The organism is Paractinoplanes globisporus DSM 43857 (assembly GCF_000379645.1).
Lineage (GTDB): Bacteria > Actinomycetota > Actinomycetes > Mycobacteriales > Micromonosporaceae > Actinoplanes > Actinoplanes globisporus.
Genome location: NZ_KB903302.1, coordinates 18,458 through 36,891, shown reverse-complemented (window position 1 = coordinate 36,891; position 18,434 = coordinate 18,458). Strand labels below are relative to the sequence as shown.

General features: G+C 74.0%; 7 protein-coding genes. 5 read left to right on the top strand and 2 right to left on the bottom strand.

Going from position 1 to position 18,434, the window contains the following annotated elements; all coding sequences use genetic code 11:
* Positions 1-20: 20 nt before the first annotated feature.
* From A3CQ_RS0116480 to A3CQ_RS0116460, 5 genes are read left to right on the top strand one after another with little or no spacing between them, the layout of a single operon-like run.
* Complete coding sequence (locus tag A3CQ_RS0116480; RefSeq protein WP_020512044.1) at positions 21-3,398, top strand: SIR2 family NAD-dependent protein deacylase; 3,378 nt, start codon at positions 21-23, stop codon at positions 3,396-3,398.
* Positions 3,399-3,450: 52 nt separating this feature from the next.
* The gene (locus A3CQ_RS0116475; RefSeq protein ID WP_020512043.1) at positions 3,451-6,798 is read left to right on the top strand and encodes an SIR2 family NAD-dependent protein deacylase; all 3,348 of its coding nucleotides are present in this window, start codon (positions 3,451-3,453) and stop codon (positions 6,796-6,798) included.
* Positions 6,799-6,811: 13 nt separating this feature from the next.
* Positions 6,812-10,171 carry an SIR2 family protein gene (locus tag A3CQ_RS0116470; protein WP_020512042.1) on the top strand — a complete coding sequence of 1,120 codons (3,360 nt, stop codon included), beginning with the start codon at positions 6,812-6,814 and terminating at the stop codon, positions 10,169-10,171.
* On the top strand, positions 10,171-13,536 hold the full coding sequence (locus tag A3CQ_RS0116465; protein WP_020512041.1) for an SIR2 family NAD-dependent protein deacylase: 3,366 nt from the start codon (positions 10,171-10,173) through the stop codon (positions 13,534-13,536). Before A3CQ_RS0116470 ends, A3CQ_RS0116465 begins: the two co-directional genes overlap by 1 nt.
* A 36-nt stretch (positions 13,537-13,572) precedes the next feature.
* Positions 13,573-16,704, top strand: a complete 3,132-nt coding sequence (locus tag A3CQ_RS0116460) for an ATP-binding protein (RefSeq protein WP_020512040.1) — start codon at positions 13,573-13,575, stop codon at positions 16,702-16,704.
* Here the strand turns inward: A3CQ_RS0116460 and A3CQ_RS0116455 are convergent.
* Together A3CQ_RS0116455 and A3CQ_RS0116450 are read right to left on the bottom strand one after the other, a co-directional pair.
* Positions 16,630-17,424 (bottom strand): ABC transporter permease, encoded by a 795-nt coding sequence (locus A3CQ_RS0116455; protein WP_020512039.1) that lies wholly within the window; start codon positions 17,422-17,424, stop codon positions 16,630-16,632. The two genes, A3CQ_RS0116460 and A3CQ_RS0116455, sit on opposite strands and share 75 nt — an antisense overlap.
* Positions 17,421-18,386, bottom strand: a complete 966-nt coding sequence (locus tag A3CQ_RS0116450) for a daunorubicin resistance protein DrrA family ABC transporter ATP-binding protein (protein WP_020512038.1) — start codon at positions 18,384-18,386, stop codon at positions 17,421-17,423. Before A3CQ_RS0116450 ends, A3CQ_RS0116455 begins: the two co-directional genes overlap by 4 nt.
* Between the last annotated feature and the right edge of the window lie 48 nt (positions 18,387-18,434).

Sequence of the window (18,434 nt, the reverse complement as noted above, 5' to 3'; positions counted from 1 at the left end):
CACCCTGGCAGGGTGGGTCCATGTCGGAGGACGCCGGGGCCGGGTATCTGTCGGGGCTGGAGCCGGGGCGGGCCAAAGACCTGGCCCGGGTGAACCGGCCGGGGCTGGAGGCTCTGCGCGGGTATCTCGCGGCCGGGGAGGCGGTGGCGTTCCTCGGGGCGGGAGCGTCGGCGCCGCTGTACCCGTTGTGGACCCAGATGATCGGCGGGCTGGTGGACGCGGCGGCGCATCGGCTCAGTGAGGCTGAGGCGGCCACCGTCCGGGCGCTGGCGGGGCAGGCGCCGGAGGAGGCCGTCGAAATCCTGCGGCGGCAGCTCGGCGCGCCGGAGTTTCGGGAGGCGTTGCGGGAGACGTTCCGGGTGCGGCGGGACCCGGAGTCGGGGCGTACGTGGACCGATGTTCATGAATTGGTGTGCCGGTGTGCCTTCAAAGCCGTGGTGACCACCAACTACGACCCCGGGATCGTGGACGCCCGGAACCGGGTGCGGCCCGACGCGGTGGGTACCGGGTTCATGTCGTGGACCGACGAGGACGCGCTGGATCGGTGGCGGACCGGCGACGTCTTCGGCGACGGCGAGCTCCCGGTGCTGTTCGCGCACGGGCGGCACACGCAGCCGGAGGCGATGGTGCTGGCCAGCACCGAGTACCGCCGCGCCTACACCGGCAAGCTCGCCCGCGTGCTGGCGACGATGGTGGACTCGGGGCACCTGGTGTGGATCGGGTTCAGCTTCGCCGACCAGCGGATCGCGGCGATCCTGCGCGAGGTCGCCCAGGCCTCCGGCACGCGGGTGGACCCGGGAGCGGCGCCGCGGCACATCGCGATTCTGCCCTGGGATCCGGAGACGGCCGACAACGACCCGGGCTTCCTGGCGCAGCGGGCGGTGATCGGCTACGGCGCCCACGTGATCTTCTACCCGGCGCCGGGCAACGATCACTCGGCGCTGGCGACACTGCTGGCCGACCTGGTCGACCCACGATATCCGTCGGTACCGGAGCCGCCCGCCCCGAAGACAAAAGGCACCGAGATGCCGGTGTCGTGGACGCCGCCCGCCGAGCCGGTTCCGCATTTCACCGGACGCATCGAGGAACTCGCCCGGCTGGCCCGATGGGCCTCCGATCCGGCCGTACGCCTGATCGGCGTGACCGCCTGGGGCGGAGCCGGCAAGACCGCCCTGGTCACCGAATGGCTCGACCGCCGGGGAGGCGCCGCGGCCCGGGCGGGCATACGAGGCGTGTTCGGATGGAGCTTCTACGCCGACGCCTCCGCCGAGCACTGGGCCGAGGCGCTCCTCGACTGGGCGAGCCGCGAGCTCGGCATGCGCGTCGTCGGTCACGGCCGTCTCGGCGCGGCCGTGCTGACCCTGCTGTCCGCCGTACCCCTGGTCCTGGTCCTTGATGGTTTGGAAGTTGCGCAGGAAGGCCCGGACGAGGGCGAGTTCGGCCGGCTGCTGGACGGCACGCTGCGCGAGGTCCTCACCGGCGCCTGCCAGATCCCGCACGGCGGTCTCGTGGTGCTGACCTCTCGATTCCCGTTCGCCGACGTCGAGGGGTTCGACGGGCTCGCCGCCCGGATGCTGGACGTCCCACCGTTCACCCCCACCGAGGGCGCCGACCTGCTCGCCGCCTCGGGCGGTGGCTGGCTGCCCGAGAAGGAACGGCGCGAGCTGGTCGCCGGAGTCGACGGGCACGCGCTGGCCGTGGCCGCGCTGGGCAAGGTGCTGGCCGACCACCCACCCACCGCCGACCTGGCCGGCCTGCGCGCGGAGCTGGCCGAGGCGGCCGGCACCAACACCCGCGTCTCCAAGGTCCTGAGCTTCTACGCGACCCGGCTGGCCGAGGCCGACCGCTACCTGGTCGCGGCGGTGGCCCTGTTCGCCCGGCCGGTCACCCCGGCCGCGGTGCTGACCGTGTCGGGGCACGAGGCCTTCCGCGGGCATCTGGAGGGGTGGACGCCGGGCCGGGTCGAGGCGGCGGCCCGTGACCGGCTCGCCGGGCTGCTCTCCTGGCACCCGGACGGCACACTCGCCGCGCACCCGCTGGTCCGCGACACCTTCCGGCCGCTCGCGCTGGGCGCCGCCGAGATCGCCGCGGACGCCACGCTCACCGGGCTGCCGGCCGGGACGATCACGAACCGCGAGGACGGGCTGCGGGTGGTCGAGGCCATCGACCTGCTGATCGCGGCCGACCAGTGGCAGGCCGCCGACGACCTCTACGGCCGGCGCACCGGCGACGGGGACGTGTGGCTGTCGCTGCCGGCTGCCCGGCTCGGGCAGCGGGCCGCGTCGGCGTTCGTGGGCACCCCGCAGCGGCGCATCGAGTGCGCCATCCACCTCGACCACGATCGGGTCGTCTGGTACCTGAACGAGGTCGGCCTGTTCGCGGTGAACGGCGGTGACCTGGGCACGGCCCGGGAGTACCTGAACGCCGCCGCCGCGCATTACCGGGACACCGGCAACCACGCGTACCTCGCGATCGAGCTGCGGAATCTCTCCGAGTGCCTGGGCTTCCTCGGTGACATCGACGCGGCGCTGCAGGCCGCCGAGCACGCCGCAACCGCGGCCGACCGGGCCGGCGACCGCGGCGAGATCATGTACGGCGCCGCGTACCGGGGCTGGCTGTTGATGCTGGCCGGCGAGACGCTGGCCGCCGAGGAGCAGTTCCTGGCGGCCGACCGCGTCCAGCACGCCGACGACTACGAGGGCAAGCACCTGTACTCGTTCCGGGGCGTGCGGTGGGCCGAGTTGCTGGCCCGCACCAGCCGGACCGGCCCGGCCCGGGCGCTGACCGAGCGCAACCGCGCCGTCTGCCTCCGGAACGGCTGGAACGCCGACCTCGCCCGCTGCGACCAGCTGCTCGGCGCCCTCGACCTGGCCGACGGCGACGCCGAGCAGGGGCTGGAGAGAGTCGCCGCGGCCGCCGCCACCTTCCGGGACGCGGACTACCTGGTGCATCTGGCCGAGACGCTGCCGGTGCTGGCCGAGTGCGCGCGCGCCGACGGCGATCTCGACGCCGCCGAACGGCACGCCACCGAGGCGCTCAACCTGGCCGGCCCGCGCGGGTTCGCCCCGGCCCAGGCCGCGGCGCTCATCGTCCGCGCCCGGATCCATGCCGACCGGGCCACCGCCGGCGACCCCGCGCATCTCGAGCCGGGCCGGGACGCCGCCGACACCGCGCACCGGCTCGCCCGAAGGCACCGGCTGGCCTGGTACGAGCTCGACGCGCTCGACGCGCACGCCCGGCTCGACAGCGCCGCGGGCATCAACCGGGGCTGGGCCGCGAGGGCCACCGCGCTGCGGGCCCGGCTCGTCCCGGCCGGCCTCGACCCCGATCCGCCGGCCACCGTCGAGCGTCAGGTCGCCGCCGAGAAGGCGGCCGAGGACGCCCAGGAACCGGACTGATTCGGCAATCCGTGGGATGCCGCCCGACTGATCATGCTGGCAGGGTGGGTCCATGTCAGACGCCGATGCCGCTTACCTGTCGGGTGTGGATCCGGAGCAGGCGCAGATCCTTGCCCAGGTCAACGCCCCCGGGCTGAAGGCGCTGCGCGGGCACCTGGCCGCCGGCGACGCGGTGGCGTTCCTCGGCGCCGGGGCCTCCGCGCCGCTCTATCCGTTGTGGGCGGGGTTGATCGGCGAGCTGGTCGACGCGGCCGCGCACCGGCTGACCCCGGCGCAGCTGGTCACCTGCCGCGCCCTGGCCGTCCAGGCGCCCGAGGAGGTCGTCGAGATCCTGCGCCGCCAGCTGGGCCCGCCGGAGTTCCGCGAGGCGCTACGCGAGGCCTTTCGGGTCAGACGAGACCCACAATCCGGCCGTACGTGGACAGAAGTGCACGAGCTCGTGTGCCGCAGCGCCTTCAAGGCGATCCTCACGACGAACTACGACCCGGGCATCGTCGACGCCCGCAACCGGGTCCGCCCGAACGCGGTCGGCACCGGGTTCATGTCGTGGACCGACGAGGTCTCCCTCGACCGGTGGCGCACCGGGGACGTCTTCGGCGACGGCGAGCTGCCGGTCCTGTTCGTCCACGGCCGGCACACGCAGCCCGAGGCGATGGTGCTGGCCAGCAGCGAGTACCGGAAGGCGTACGCCGGCAAGCTGTCGCGGGTGCTGTCCACGATGGTCGACGCCGGGCATCTGGTGTGGATCGGGTTCAGCTTCGCCGACCAGCGGATCGCCGCCATCCTGCGGGAGGTCGCCCTGGCCTCGGGCACCCAGCCCGATCTGGGAGCGGCGCCGCGGCACGTCGCGATCCTGCCGTGGGACCCGGACGCGGCCGGCAACGACGCCGGAGTGCTGGCCCAGCGGGCGGAGATCGGGTACGGCGCCCGCGTGGTCTTCTATCCCGCGCCCGGCAACGACCACTCGGCGCTGGCGACGCTGCTGTCCGAGCTGGTCGACCCGCGCTTTCCGTCCGTCGCCGAGCCGCCCGCCCCGGAGTCGGCCGGGACGGCGTTGCCGGTGTCGTGGATGCCGCCGGCCGATCCGGTTCCGAACTTCACCGGCCGCGCCGAGGAGTTGGCCCGGCTTTCGCGATGGGCAACCGATCCCGCCGTACGCCTGATCGGGGTCACCGCCTGGGGCGGAGCGGGCAAGACCGCCCTGGTCACCGAGTGGCTCGATCGCCTGGGCGGTGCGGCGGCCCGGCCGGGGGTGCGCGGCGTGTTCGGGTGGAGCTTCTACGCCGACGCCTCCGCCGAGAACTGGGCCGACGCGCTCCTCGCATGGGCGAGCCGCGAGTTCCGGGTGCGCATCGTCGGGAAGGGCCGGTCCGGCACGGCGGTGCTGACCCTGCTGGCGGCCGTACCCCTGGTGTTGGTCCTGGATGGTCTGGAAGTTGCCCAGGAGGGCCCCGACCAGGGCGAGTTCGGCCGGCTGCTGGACGGCACGCTGCGCGAGGTGCTGACCGGCGCCTGCCAGATCCGGCACGGCGGGCTGGTGGTGCTGACGTCGCGGTTTCCGTTCGCCGACGTCGAGGGTTTCGACGGGCTCGCGGCCCGCATGCTGGACGTGCCGCCGTTCACCCCGGCCGAGGGCGCCGACCTGCTGGCCGCCGCGGGCGGTGGCTGGCTGCCCGAGAACGAGCGGCACGATCTGGTGGCCCAGGTCGACGGGCACGCCCTGGCCGTGGCCGCCCTCGGCGCCGTCCTCGCCGACCGGCCGCCGACCGCCGACCTCGCCGGTCTGAGGGCGAGCCTCGCCACCGCGGCCGGAACCAACGCCCGCGTCGCGAAGGTGCTGAACTTCTACGCGACCCGGCTGACCGAGGCCGACCGCTACCTGGTCGCCGCCGTCGCCCTGTTCGCTCATCCGGTCACCCCGGCTGCCGTGCTGACCGTGGTCGGCCACGCCGCGTTCGGCGGACGGTTGAACGGCTGGAGCGTCGGCACGGTCGAGGCGGCGGCCCGCGACCGGCTGTCCGGCCTGCTCTCCTGGCATCCCGACGGCACTCTGGCCGCGCATCCGCTGGTCCGCGGCACCTTCCGGCCGCTCGCCCTCGGCGCCGCCGAAACCGCCGCGATCACCACCCTGACCGAAGTGCCCGACGGGACGGTCGCCAACCGCGAGGACGCCCTGCGGGTGGTCGAGGCGGTCGAGCTGCTGATCGCGGCCGACCAGTGGCAGGCCGCCGACGACCTCTACCGCAACCGCACCGAGGACGGGCACGTCTGGACCTCGATGCCGGCGGCCCGCCTCGGGCAGCGGGCCGCGACCATGTTCGTGGCCACCCCGGCGCGCCGCGAGATCTGCGCCGAACGGCTCGGACGCCCCCGGCTCAGCTGGTACATGTCCGAGGTGGGCCTGCACGCCTCGATCGGCGGGGACCTGGCGATCGCGCGGGAGTACATGAACGCCGCCATCGCCCACGACGAGGACACCGACGACCGGGTCGGGCTCGCGACCGACCTGCGCAACCTGGCCGACTGCCTGGGCTATCTCGGCGATATCGACGCCGCGATGCGGGCGGCCGAGCGGGCCGTCGCCGTTGCGACCAGCACCGGGGACCGCCGGTCGCTCAAGAACACGGCCGTCTATCTGGGCTGGGTGCTGGATCTGGTCGGAAGCACCCGGGCCACCGAGGAACGGTTCCGGTCGGCCGACCGCATCCAGCACGAGGACGACCCGACCAAGCACCTGTACTCGTTCTACGGGCTCCGGTGGGGCGAGTTCCTGATGCGTACCGGCCGGACCGGGCCCGCCCGGAGGCTGACCGACCTCAGCCGCGTCGTCTGTGTCCGCAACGACTGGAACGCCGACGTGGCCCGCTGCGACCGGCTGCTCGCCTCCCTCGACCTGGCCGCCGGCGACGCGGTCGCGGCCCGGGCGAAGGCGGCCTCGGCCGCGACGATCCTCCGCGACGGCGAGCACCTGGTCGACCTGGCCGACGCGCTGCCGGTACTCGCCGACTGCGCCCGCGCCGCCGGGGATCTCGAGGCCGCCGACCTGCACGTCGCCGAGGCGCTCACGCTCGCCGCGCCCCGCGGGCTGGTGCTGACCCAGGCCGCGGCGCTGGCGGTCCGTGCCCGCATCCACGCCGATCGGGCGGCCGGCGGCGACCCCGCCCACCTGGAACCGGGCCGGGACGCGGCCGAGACCGCGCTCCGCCTCGCCGCCCGGCACCGCCTGGCCTGGCACGAGCTGGACGCCCTGGACGCGCACGCGCGGCTCGACCAGGTCGCCGCCGTCAACCACGGCTGGGCCGCCCGGGCCGCCGCGGTGCGCACCCGGCTCCTCCCCGACGGCCTCGACCCCGATCCTCTGACCACCGTCGAGCGTCAGGTGCAAGCCGATGAGTTCTGAGGCGGCACCTGGGATGCGGCCGGACCGGCCGGACTGGGAGGGTATGTCCATGTCAGAAGCGCTCGCCCGGGTGAACGGGCCCGGGCTGGCCGCGCTCCGGGAGTACCTGGCCGCCGGCGACGCGGTGGCCTTCCTGGGCGCGGGCGCGTCGGCGCCGCTGTATCCACTGTGGGCAGGACTGATCGGCGAGCTGGTCGACGCGGCCGCGCCCCGGCTCAGCGAGGCGCAGGCGGCGACGTGTCGCGCGCTGGCCGGGCAGGCGCCCGAGGAAGTGGTCGAGATCCTCCGCCGGCAGCTGGGGGCGCCGAAGTTCCGCGAGGCGCTGCGCGAGGCCTTCCGGGTGCGGCGGGACCCGGAGTCGGGGCGTACCTGGACCGAGGTTCACGAACTGGTGTGCCGGTGCGCCTTCAAGGCCGTGGTCACCACCAACTACGACCCGGGGATCGTCGACGCCCGCAACCGGGTGCGGCCGCACGCGGTCGGCACCGGGTTCACCTCCTGGACCGACGCCGACGCCCTGGACCGATGGCGTACGGCGGATGTCTTCGGCGACGGCGAGCTGCCGGTGCTGTTCGCCCACGGCCGGCACAACCAGCCCGAGGCGATGGTCCTGGCCAGCACCGAGTACCGCCGCGCCTACACCGGAAAACTGGCGCGGGTGCTCGCCCAGATGGTGGACGCCGGGCATCTGGTGTGGATCGGCTTCAGCTTCGCCGACCAGCGGATCGCGGCCATCCTGCGGGAGGTCGCCCAGGCCTCGGGCACCGAGCTGGACCCGGGCGCGGCGCCGCGGCACATCGCGATCCTCCCGTGGGACCCGTCCGCGCCCGACAACGACCCGGGCGTGCTGGCTCAGCGGGCCGAGATCGGCTACGGCGCCCAGGTCGTCTTCTACCCGGCGCCCGACAACGATCACTCGGCGCTGGCGACGCTGCTGGCCGACCTGGTCGACCCGCGCTTTCCGTCCGTCGCCGAGCCGCCCACCCCGAAGCCCGCCGCGAAGCCCGCCGAGGCGGCGATGCCGGTGTCCTGGATGCCGCCGGCCGAGCCGGTGCCGCATTTCACCGGACGCGTCGAGGAACTGGCCCGGCTGGCCCGATGGGCCTCCGATCCGGCCGTACGCCTCATCGGCGTCACCGCCTGGGGCGGAGCCGGCAAGACCGCCCTGGTCACCGAATGGCTCGACCGTCGCGGTGGAGCGGCGGCCCGGCCCGGCGTTCGAGGCGTGTTCGGGTGGAGCTTCTACGCCGACGCCTCCGCCGAGCACTGGGCCAAGGCCCTGCTCGACTGGGCCGCCGACGCGATCGGCCTTCGGGTCGTGGGTCGCAGCCGGCCCAGCGCGGCGGTGCTGACCCTGCTGGCGGCCGTACCCCTGGTCCTGGTCCTGGATGGTCTGGAAGTTGCTCAGGAAGGCCCGGACCAGGGCGAGTTCGGGCGCCTGCTGGACGGCACGCTGCGCGAGGTGCTCACCGGCGTCTGCCACATCCAGCACGGCGGCCTGGTCGTGCTGACGTCGCGATTCCCGTTCGCCGACGTGGAGGGCTTCGACGGCGGTCCGGCCCGGATGCTCGACGTTCCGCCGTTCACCCCGGCCGAGGGCGCCACGCTGCTCGCCGCGGCCGGCGGCGGCTGGCTGCCCGAGCGCGAGCGGCAGGACCTGGTGGCCGGGGTGGACGGGCACGCGCTGGCCGTGGCCGCCCTCGGCGCCGTGCTCGCCGACCGGCCGCCCACCGCCGACCTGGCCGGGCTCCGCTCCGAGCTGACCACCGCGGCCGGCACCAACGCCCGCGTCGCCCAGGTGCTCAACTTCTACGCCACCCGGCTGTCCGAGGCCGACCGCTACCTGGTCGCGGCCGTGGCATTGTTCGCCCGGCCGGTCACCCCGGCCGCGGTGCTGAGCCTGGTCGGGCACAACGCGTTCGGCGGCCGGCTGGACGGCTGGACCGTCGGCGGCGTGGAGGCGGCGGCCCGCGACCGCCTGGCCGGGCTGCTCTCCTGGCACCCGGACGGCACCCTCTCCGCGCACCCGCTGGTCCGCGAGACGTTCCGCCCACTCGCGCTGGGCGCCGCCGAGGTGGCCGCGGACGCCACGCTCACCGGCCTGCCCGCCGGGAAGATCGCGAACCGCGAGGACGGCCTGCGGGTGGTCGAGGCCATCGAGCTGCTGACCGCCGCGGGCCAGTGGCAGGCCGCCGACGACCTCTACAGCGGCCGCACCGACAACGGGTACATGTGGATGTACCTGCCCGCGGCCGGGCTCGGGCAGCGGGCCGCGCTGGCGTTCGTCGCCACCCGGGAGCGCCGCGAGGCGGCCGGCCAGCACCTCGCGCCGGACCGGGTCGCCTGGCTCATGAACGAGGTCGGCCTGTTCGCGTCGATCGGGGCCGACCTGGTGACCGCCCGGGAGTACCTGAGCGCGGCCGCCACCCACTACCGGAACGCCGGGAACGCCTCGGCCCTGGCCGCCGAGCTGCGCAACCTGGCCGACTGCCTCGGACGGCTCGGCAACATCGACGGGGCGCTGGAGACGGCCGAGCGGGCCGACCTCGCGGCCACGAACACCGACGACCGCAGCGAGACGATGAAGTCGGCGACGTTCCGGGGCCGGTTGCTGATGCTGGCCGGGGACACCGCGGCGGCCGAGGAGCAGTTCCTGGCCGCCGACCGGATCGAGCACGCCGCCGACCCGGACGGCAAGCACCTGTACTCCCGCCGGGGCGCGTGGTGGGCCGACCTGCTGGCCCGTACCGGGCGGGTCCGGCTGGCCCGGGCGCTGACCGAGCGCAACCTCGCCGTCTGCCTCCAGAACGGCTGGAACGCCGACGTGGCCCGCTGCGAACGCCTGCTCGGCATCTTCGACCTGGCCGACGGGAAACTCACGGAAGCGCGCGAACGGGTCGACAAGGCGGCGGTCATCTTCCGGGACGGGGAGCACCTGGTCGAGCTGTCGGAGACCCTGCCGGTGCTTGCCGACTGCGACCGCGCCGCCGGGGATCTCGACGCCGCCGACCGCCAGATCGCGGAGACGCTCACCCTGGCCGGGCCGCGCGGGCTCGTGCTGGCCCAGGCCTCGGCCCTGACCGCCCGCGCCCGCATCCACGCCGACCGCATCGCCGCCGGCGACCCGTCGTACGTCGAGAAGGCCCGCGACGACGCCGACACCGCGTACCGCCTGGCGATCCGGCACCGCCTGGCCTGGCACGAGCTGGACGCCGTCGACGCGCACGCCCGGCTGGACAGTGTGACCGGCATGAAGGGCGGCTGGGCGGCCCGCGCGGCCGCGATGCGCGCCCGCCTCCTCCCGGCCGGCCTCGACCCCGACCCCCTCGCCACGGTCGAACGCCAGGTGGCCGCCGACGACAAGGATTCGTGATGGACGAGTATCTGTCGGGCCTGGAGCCGGAGCAGGCCCGCGCGCTCGCCCGGGTGAACGCTCCTGGCCTGGCGGCGCTTCGCGAGTACCTGGCGGCGGGTGAGGCGGTGGCCTTCCTCGGCGCGGGCGCCTCGGCCCCGCTGTATCCGTTGTGGGAGGGCCTGATCGGCGAGCTGGTGGACGCGGCCGCGCCCCGGCTGAGCGAGACCGAGGCCGCGACCTGCCGGGCGCTCGCCGCGCAGTCACCCGAGGAGGTCGTCGAGGTCCTCCGCCGTCGCCTGGGCCCGCCCAAGTTCCGCGAGGCGCTGCGCGAAGCCTTCCGGGTCCGCCGCGACCCGGTCTCGGGCCGCACCTGGACGCCGGTGCAGGAGCTGGTGTGCCGGTGCGCGTTCAAGGCCGTCATCACCACGAACTACGACCCCGGCATCGTCGACGCCCGCAACCGGGTACGCCCCGACGCCGTCGGCACCGGCTTCATGTCCTGGACCGACCAGGACGGCCTGGACCGCTGGCGAACCGGCGACATCTTCGGCGACGGCGAGCTGCCGGTCCTGTTCGCCCACGGCCGCCACAACCAGCCCGACTCGATGGTGCTGGCCGGTACCGAGTACCGGCGGGCCTACACCGGCAAGCTGGCCCGCGTCCTGTCGGCGACGGTCGACGCCGGCCACCTGGTGTGGATCGGGTTCAGCTTCGCCGACCAGCGCATCGCGGCCATCCTGCGCGAGGTCGCCCAGGCGTCGGGCACCGAGCTGAGCCCGGGCGCGGCGCCACGGCACATCGCGATCCTCCCGTGGAACCCCGACGCGGCCGACAACGACCCGGGTGTGCTGGCCGACCGCGCGGAGATCGGCTACGGCGCCCAGGCGATCTTCTACCCGGCCCGCGGCAACGACCACACGGCCCTACCGGCCCTGCTCGCCGATCTGGCCGACCCGCACTTCCCGGCGGTTCAGGACCGGCCGGTCGCCCGCCCGGAGCCGGCGGCCGATGCGGAGATGCCGGCATCGTGGACGCCGCCCGCCGAGCCGGTGCCGAACTTCACCGGCCGCGCCGAGGAGTTGGCGCGGCTGTCCCGGTGGGCCGCCGATCCGGCCGTACGCCTGATCGGGGTGACCGCCTGGGGCGGGGCCGGCAAGACCGCGCTGGTCACGGCCTGGCTCGAGCAGCCGGATGCGTCGACGGCCAAACCGGGCGTGCGCGGGGTGTTCGGATGGAGCTTCTACGCCAACGCCTCGGCCGAAAGCTGGGCCGAATCCTTGCTCGCGTGGGCCCGGGACAAGTTCGGCGTACGGGTGAAGCAGGGCCGGCTCGGCGCGGCGGTGCTGGGGTTGCTGGCGAAGGTCCCGCTCGTGTTGGTGCTCGACGGGCTCGAGGTCGCTCAGGAGGGCCCGGGCCACGGCGAGTTCGGGCGACTGTTGGACGGCACACTGCGTGAGGTGCTCACCGGAGCCTGCCGCATCCGGCACGGCGGACTGGTGGTGCTGACCTCCCGATTCCCGTTCGCCGACCTGGAGGGCTTCGACGGGACCGAGGCCCGGATGCTGGACGTCCCGCCGTTCACCCCGGCCGAGGGCGCCGAGCTGCTCGCCGCGGCCGGTGGCGGCTGGCTGCCCGAGCATGAACGGCAGGATCTTGTGGCCCGGGTGGACGGGCACGCCCTCGCCGTCGCCGCCCTCGGCGCGGTGCTGGCCAACCGTCCGCCCACCGCCGATCTGGCCGGACTGAGATCCGATCTCACCACGGCCGCGGGAACCAACGTGCGCGTCGCCAAGGTGCTCACCTTCTACGCGACCCGGCTGACCGAGTCCGACCGATACCTGGTCTCGGTCGTGGCGTTGTTCGCCCGGCCGATCCCGCCGACCGCGGTACTGACCGTGGCCGGACACGAGGCGTTCGGCGGTCATCTGGACGGTTGGACCGCCGGCCAGGTCGGGGCGGCGGCCCGTGATCGGCTGGCCGGACTGCTGTCCTGGCATCCGGACGGCACCCTCTCCGCGCACCCGCTGGTCCGCGACACGTTCCGGCCGTTGGCCCTGGGCGCCGCCGAGGTCGCCGCCGATGCCACGCTCACGGACCTTCCCGACGGGCAGATCGACAACCGCGAGGACGGGCTGCGCGTGGTCGAGGCCGCCGAGCTGCTCATCGCCGCGGGTCAATGGCGGGCCGCCGACGAACTGCTCAGTGACCGCACCAACGACGGGCGGGTGTGGCGGTCCCTGCCGGCCGCCCAGCTCGGATACCGGTCCAGCATGGCCTTCGTGCTCACCGAGGATCGCCGCGACGCCTGCGTCAGCAGCCTCGGCCTCCGGCGCCTGAGCTGGCATCTGACCGCCGTCGGTCTGTATTCGGCCATCGGCGGGGACCTGGTGACCGCCCAGGAGTACATGAACGACGCCATCGCGATCGATCATGAGACGGATGACCACAAGAGTCTCGCCAGCGATCTGCAGAACCTGACCAACTGCTTGTGCGACCTCGGCGACATCGACGCGGCACTGCGCGCGGGCGAACAGGCCGCCGCCGCGGCCATGCAGGCCGACGATCGCGAAGAGGTACGGGATGCCGCCACGTACTGGGGAAAAGCGCTGGCGCTGGCCGGCGACACCCAACTCGCCGAACAGCAGTTCCTCTCAGCCGACCGCATCGAGTACGCCGACGACACCGAGGGCGACCACCTGTACTCCATCCGGGGGGTCTGGTGGGCGGACCTGCTCGTCCGTACCGGCCGGCTCGACTCGGCCCGAACGCTGACCGAGCGCAACCACGCCGTCTGCGCGCAATACGGGTGGGGCGCCAATCAGGCCCGTTGCGTACGGCTGCTCGGCGCCCTCGACCTGGCCGCCGGCGATCCGAAAACCGCCGCCGCGAAGGTGGCCGACGCGGCCGCCGTGTTCCGGGACGGAGATTATCTGGCCGAGCTGGCCGACACCCTGCCGTTGCTCGCGAACTGTGCCCGCGTCGCCGGCGACCTGGACGTGGCCGATCGCCATGTCGCCGAGGCGCTCGCCCTCGCCGGCCCGCGCAAGCTCGCCCCGGCTCAAGCCGCGGCGCAGACCGCTCGCGCCCACATCCACGCCGACCGGGCCGCCGGCGGCGACCGCGCCCACCTCGAAGTCGGCCGGGACGCCGCCGACACGGCTCACCGGATCGCCGTCCGGCACCGGCTGGCCTGGCATGAACTCGACGCGCTCGACGCGTACGCCCGGCTCGACGAAGTCGCGGGCGCGAGCCAGGGCTGGGCCGCCCAGGCGGCGTCGCTGCGCGGCCGGCTCATCCCGGCCGGGCTCGACCCCCACCCGCTGCGGACCGTCGAGCGTGAGGTCGCCGCCGAGAAGAAGAGGGCGGGCCGCAGGGGTAGCTGACGATTCCCGGTTGCGGGGAAGGGCAGAATCGTACGGGTGGACATCGCGGTGCTCGGGCCGGTTGAGCTTCGCGGCGGGGGCGGTCGGGCCGTGCCGGTCGCGGGCGCGCGCCTGCGTACCCTCCTGCTGTTGCTCGCGCTCGACGCCAACCGCAACGTGTCCGCCGAGCGGCTGATCGACGGCGTCTGGGGTGAGGAGCCGCCGCAGGCGGCCGGGAACGCGCTGCAGGCGCTGGTCTCGAGACTGCGCCGGGCGGCGCCCGAGCTGACGGTCGAGTCCACGGCCAACGGCTATCGGCTGGTGATCCACCCCGACCGGGTCGACGCCGTCCGTTTCATCCGGCTCGTCGAGGAGAACCCGGGCGAGGCCCTCAAGCTCTGGCGCGGGCCCCTCGAATTCCCCGAGAACGCGCGGGCCGACGCCCGGCGGCTGGAGGAACTGCACCTCGCCGCCCAGCGCAAGAGCCTGGCCGGGCAGATCGGCCACCGCGACGTCGTCCCCGAGCTGGAGGGCCTGGTCGCCGCCCACCCGCTCGACGAGCCGCTCACCGGCCTGCTCATGCGCGCCCTCCGCGACCAGGGCAACCCGGGGCGGGCGCTGGAGATCTACGAGGCTCTGCGCCGGCGGCTCGCCGACGAGCTGGGCGTCGATCCGTCGGCCGAGGTCGGCGCGATCCACCTCGAGCTGCTGCGCGAGCCCGCACCCCGCGGCAACCTTCCGGCCGAGGTCAGCAGCTTCGTGGGCCGCGAGTCCGACGTTCGCCACGTGCGCGCGCTCATCGACGACAACCGGCTGGTCACGCTGGCCGGGCCGGGCGGCAGCGGCAAGACCCGGCTCTCGGTGGAGGTCGGCGGCAAGGAGTCCGGCGAGGTCTGGCGGGTCGAGCTGGCCCCGGTGACCGATCCGGCCGAGATACCGCAGGCCATCCTCGGCGCGCTGCGGCTGCGGGCCCAGGTGCTGATCGCCCGGCCGACGTCGCTGGCCACCATGCCCGAGTCCGCGCCGCCGCTCACCCGGCTGAGCGAGGCTCTCTCCGGCCGCGAGATGCTTCTGATTCTCGACAACTGCGAGCACCTGATCGCCGCCGCGGCCGAGGTCGCCGACGCGCTGTTGCGGGCCGCGCCGAGGCTTCGGCTGCTGACCACCAGCCGCGAGCCGCTGGGCATCCCGGGCGAGCGGATTTTCGCGGTCGAGCCGCTGGCTCTCCCCCCGGTGGGTGCCGATGCTGCCACCGCTTCCGCATTTCCGTCCGTACGCCTGTTGCTCGATCGCGCGGCGGCCTTTGTGCTCACGGACGGCAACGCCGAGGCCGTGGTGCGGATCTGCCGGGCGCTCGACGGCATGCCGCTGGCGATCGAGCTGGCCGCGGCCCGCCTGCGCACGCTGCCCGTCGCGGTCCTGGCCGACCGCCTGGCCGACCGGTTCCGCCTGCTCACCGGCGGCAGCCGCACGGCCCTGCCCCGCCACCAGACGCTGCGGGCCGTCGTCGACTGGAGCTGGGATCTGCTCGACGAGGACGAGCGGCGGCTGTGGCGCCGGTTCGCCCTGTTCCACGGCGGCGCCGACGTCACCGCCGTCGAGCAGGTCTGCGCGGCCGACCTCGACCTGCTCGGCGCCCTCGTCGACAAGTCGCTGCTGGTGCTCGGCCCCGACGGCCGCTACCGGATGCTGGAGACGATCCGGGAGTACGGCCTGGAACGGCTGGCCGAGGCCGGCGAGTCGGAGACCCACCGGCTGACCCTGGCGCGCTATCTGATCGAGCTGGCCGAGGCGGCCGAGCCGCGACTGCGCGCCGCCGACCAGCTCGTCTGGCTACGCCGGCTCACCGAGGAGCACGACAACCTGCATGCCGCGATCCGGGCCGCCATCGAGGCCGGCGACCGGCCCACCGCCGCGGCGTTCGTGGCCCGGCTCGGCTGGTACTGGTGGCTGCGCGGGCACCGGATGGAGGGCGCGAGCCTGGCCGCCGAGGTCGCCGCGATGCCGGGCGACGCCGACACGGAAGACCTCGCACTGACCCACACCTTCGCCGCGATCAACGGCCTCGAGGGCGCGCTGCCGATCTCCGCGGTGCAGGAGCACTTCTTCAAGGCCGAGGAGTACGGCGCCGGCCCCGACGCGAAGCACCCCGCGCTGCGCCTGCTGCAGCCGCTCGCGGCCATCTTCGACAACCCCGACCCGGACGCCGGCTTCCTGGCGATCGAGCCGCTGTTCGAGGACCAGGACGCGTGGCTGCGCGCCGCCGCCAAGATGATCGTCGCGCACCTGCGGCTGAACTTCGGACAGAGCGGCGAGGTCGCGGCGGCCGACATGCGGGAGGCGATGGCCGGGTTCCGAGCCCTCGGCGAGCGCTGGGGCATGGGTTTCACGCTGAGCGCGCTGGGCGACCTGGCCGCGGCCGAGGGCGACTTCGTGCAGGCGGTCCGCTGGCAGCGGGAGGCGGCCGCGATGATCCGTGAGGTGGGCATCCGGGAGGACCTGCCGCAGCTGGAGGCGAAGATGGCCCACCAGCTGTGGCTGGCCGGCGAGCGGGACGAGGCGCGGCGGGTGCTGAAGCAGGCCCGGGAGACGGCCGAGGAGCTCGGGCTGCCCGAGGTGATGGCCTCGGTGCACTACGGCTACGCCACGATCTCCCGGCTGCAGGGCGACGTCGACGAGGCCCGCGAGATGATCACCCGCTCGGCCGGGATGATGTCGAACCCCGCGTTCGCGCCCCAGTTCGGCTCGATGACCCGCAACACGCAGGGCCTGATCGAGGCGGCGGCCGGCGACCTGGCCCGGGCCCGCCGCTACCACGACGAATCGCTGCGGATCGCCGTACGCTCCCGGGACGCTCCGGTGGTGGCGATGTCCCTGGTCGGCTGGGCCGATCTGGTGCTGCGCGAGGGCGACCCGGAAAAGGCGGCCTACCTGCTGGGCGCCGCCGACGCGGCCCGCGGCTCGCTCGACCGGACGGTGCCGGATGCCGAGCGGATAGCGCTCGAGGCCCGCGCCGCACTGGGCGACGCGGGCTTCGAGGCGGCGTACGGACGGGCGGCCGGGGTCACCGTGGCCACGGCCCTGGACGCCGTTGGTCTGGAGGCGGCCGTGGGCCTAGACCCGCCGGCGGAAGGCCCAGACCGAGAGCGGGGCGAAGACCACCAGCAGGATGGCCGCCCAGATCAGTGACTGGACCACCGGCGTGGCGACCGGCCCGCCGTTGAGCAGGCCGCGCACCGCGTCGGCGAGGATCGTCACCGGGTTGACCTTGACCCAGGCCTGCAGCCAGCCCGGCATCGACTCGGTCGGCGCGAACGCGTTGCTGGCGAAGGTGATCGGGAACAGCAGCACGAAGCCGAAGATCTGCACCTTCTCCGGCTCGCTGACCAGCATGGCGACCAGCACCGACATCCAGGACGTGGCGAACGCGAAGACCAGCAGCAGCGCGTAGGCGAGCGCCACCTCGGCCGGACCGGTGCCGATCCGGAAGCCGAGGATCGTGCCGACGACCAGCAGCAGCGTGATCGCCCAGGCCTGCTTGACGACGTCGGCCACGATCCGGCCGGCCAGCGGCGACCACCGCGAGATCGGAAGCGACCGGAGCCGGTCGAAGACGCCCTTGTTGATGTCGGTGTTCAGGCCGACGCCGGTGTTGAGGGTGGCGAACAGCAGGTTCTGCACGATGATGCCGGGCAGCCCGAACGTCAGGTACTCCGACGTCGAGCCGGCGATGGCCCCGCCGAAGACGTACGTGAAGAGCACCAGGAACATGATCGGCTGGACGCTGAAGTCGAGCAGCTCGAACGGGTTGTGCTTGATCGACACGAGCGTTCGCCAGGCGAGCGTGAGGGTGTTGCGCACGGCCACGGTGGGACTGACGCGCGGTTCGAAAGCGGCGGTGGTGGTCATGCGACGCTCCCCTCAAGCTGATCTTCGTCGTCCGAGGCCGGGTGGCCGGTCAGGGTCAGGAACACCTCGTCGAGGCTTGGGCTGCGCAGGGCGAGCTCGGCGACGATCAGGCCCTTCTCGTCGAGCCGGCGTACCAGCGTGGTCAGCGCGGCCGGGTCGGTGACCGGGGCGCTGATGATCGGGCCGCGCAGGTCGACCGCCCCCGAGGCGATCCCGCCGACGATCGCGGCGATCGCGTCCCGGTCGTCCTCGGCGGCCGGGCGCACCGTCACCGTCTGCGCGCCGGTGCGGGCCTTGAGCTCGTCCGACGTACCGGTGGCGATCACCTTGCCGTGGTCGATCACCACGATCTCGTCGGCGAGTTGGTCGGCCTCGTCCAGGTACTGCGTCGTCAGCAGCACGGTGACGCCCTGGCCGACCAGGTCGCGGATGATGTCCCACATGTCGTTGCGGCTACGCGGGTCGAGGCCGGTGGTCGGCTCGTCCAGGTAGAGCAGCCGGGGATTGCCGACCAGGCTGGCCGCGAGGTCGAGCCGGCGCCGCATGCCGCCGGAGTACTTGCCGGCGGCCCGGTCGGCGGCGTCGTCGAGGTGGAACCGGGCGAGCAGCTCGCGGGCGCGGGCCTTGGCGTCGCGCCGGGAGATGCCGAGCAGGCGGCCGATCAGCAGCAGGTTCTCGGCGCCGGTGAGGGTCTCGTCGACCGACGCGTACTGTCCGGTGAGGCCGATCAGGCTGCGGACCTGATGCGCCTGCTTCACCACGTCGTAGCCGCCGACCGTGGCGTGCCCGGCGTCGGGGCGCATCAGCGTGGCCAGCACCCGCACCGCGGTGGTCTTGCCGGCGCCGTTCGGCCCGAGCAGGCCGAGGACGGTCCCCTCCCGTACGGCAAGATCGACGCCACCGAGGGCGGTCGTGTCGCCGAAGCGCTTGACCAGCCCCTCGGCGACGATCGCGTTCGTCATGATCAAACTCCCGTCATGGATGTCGTGACGGGAGTCATCCTGCGCCGG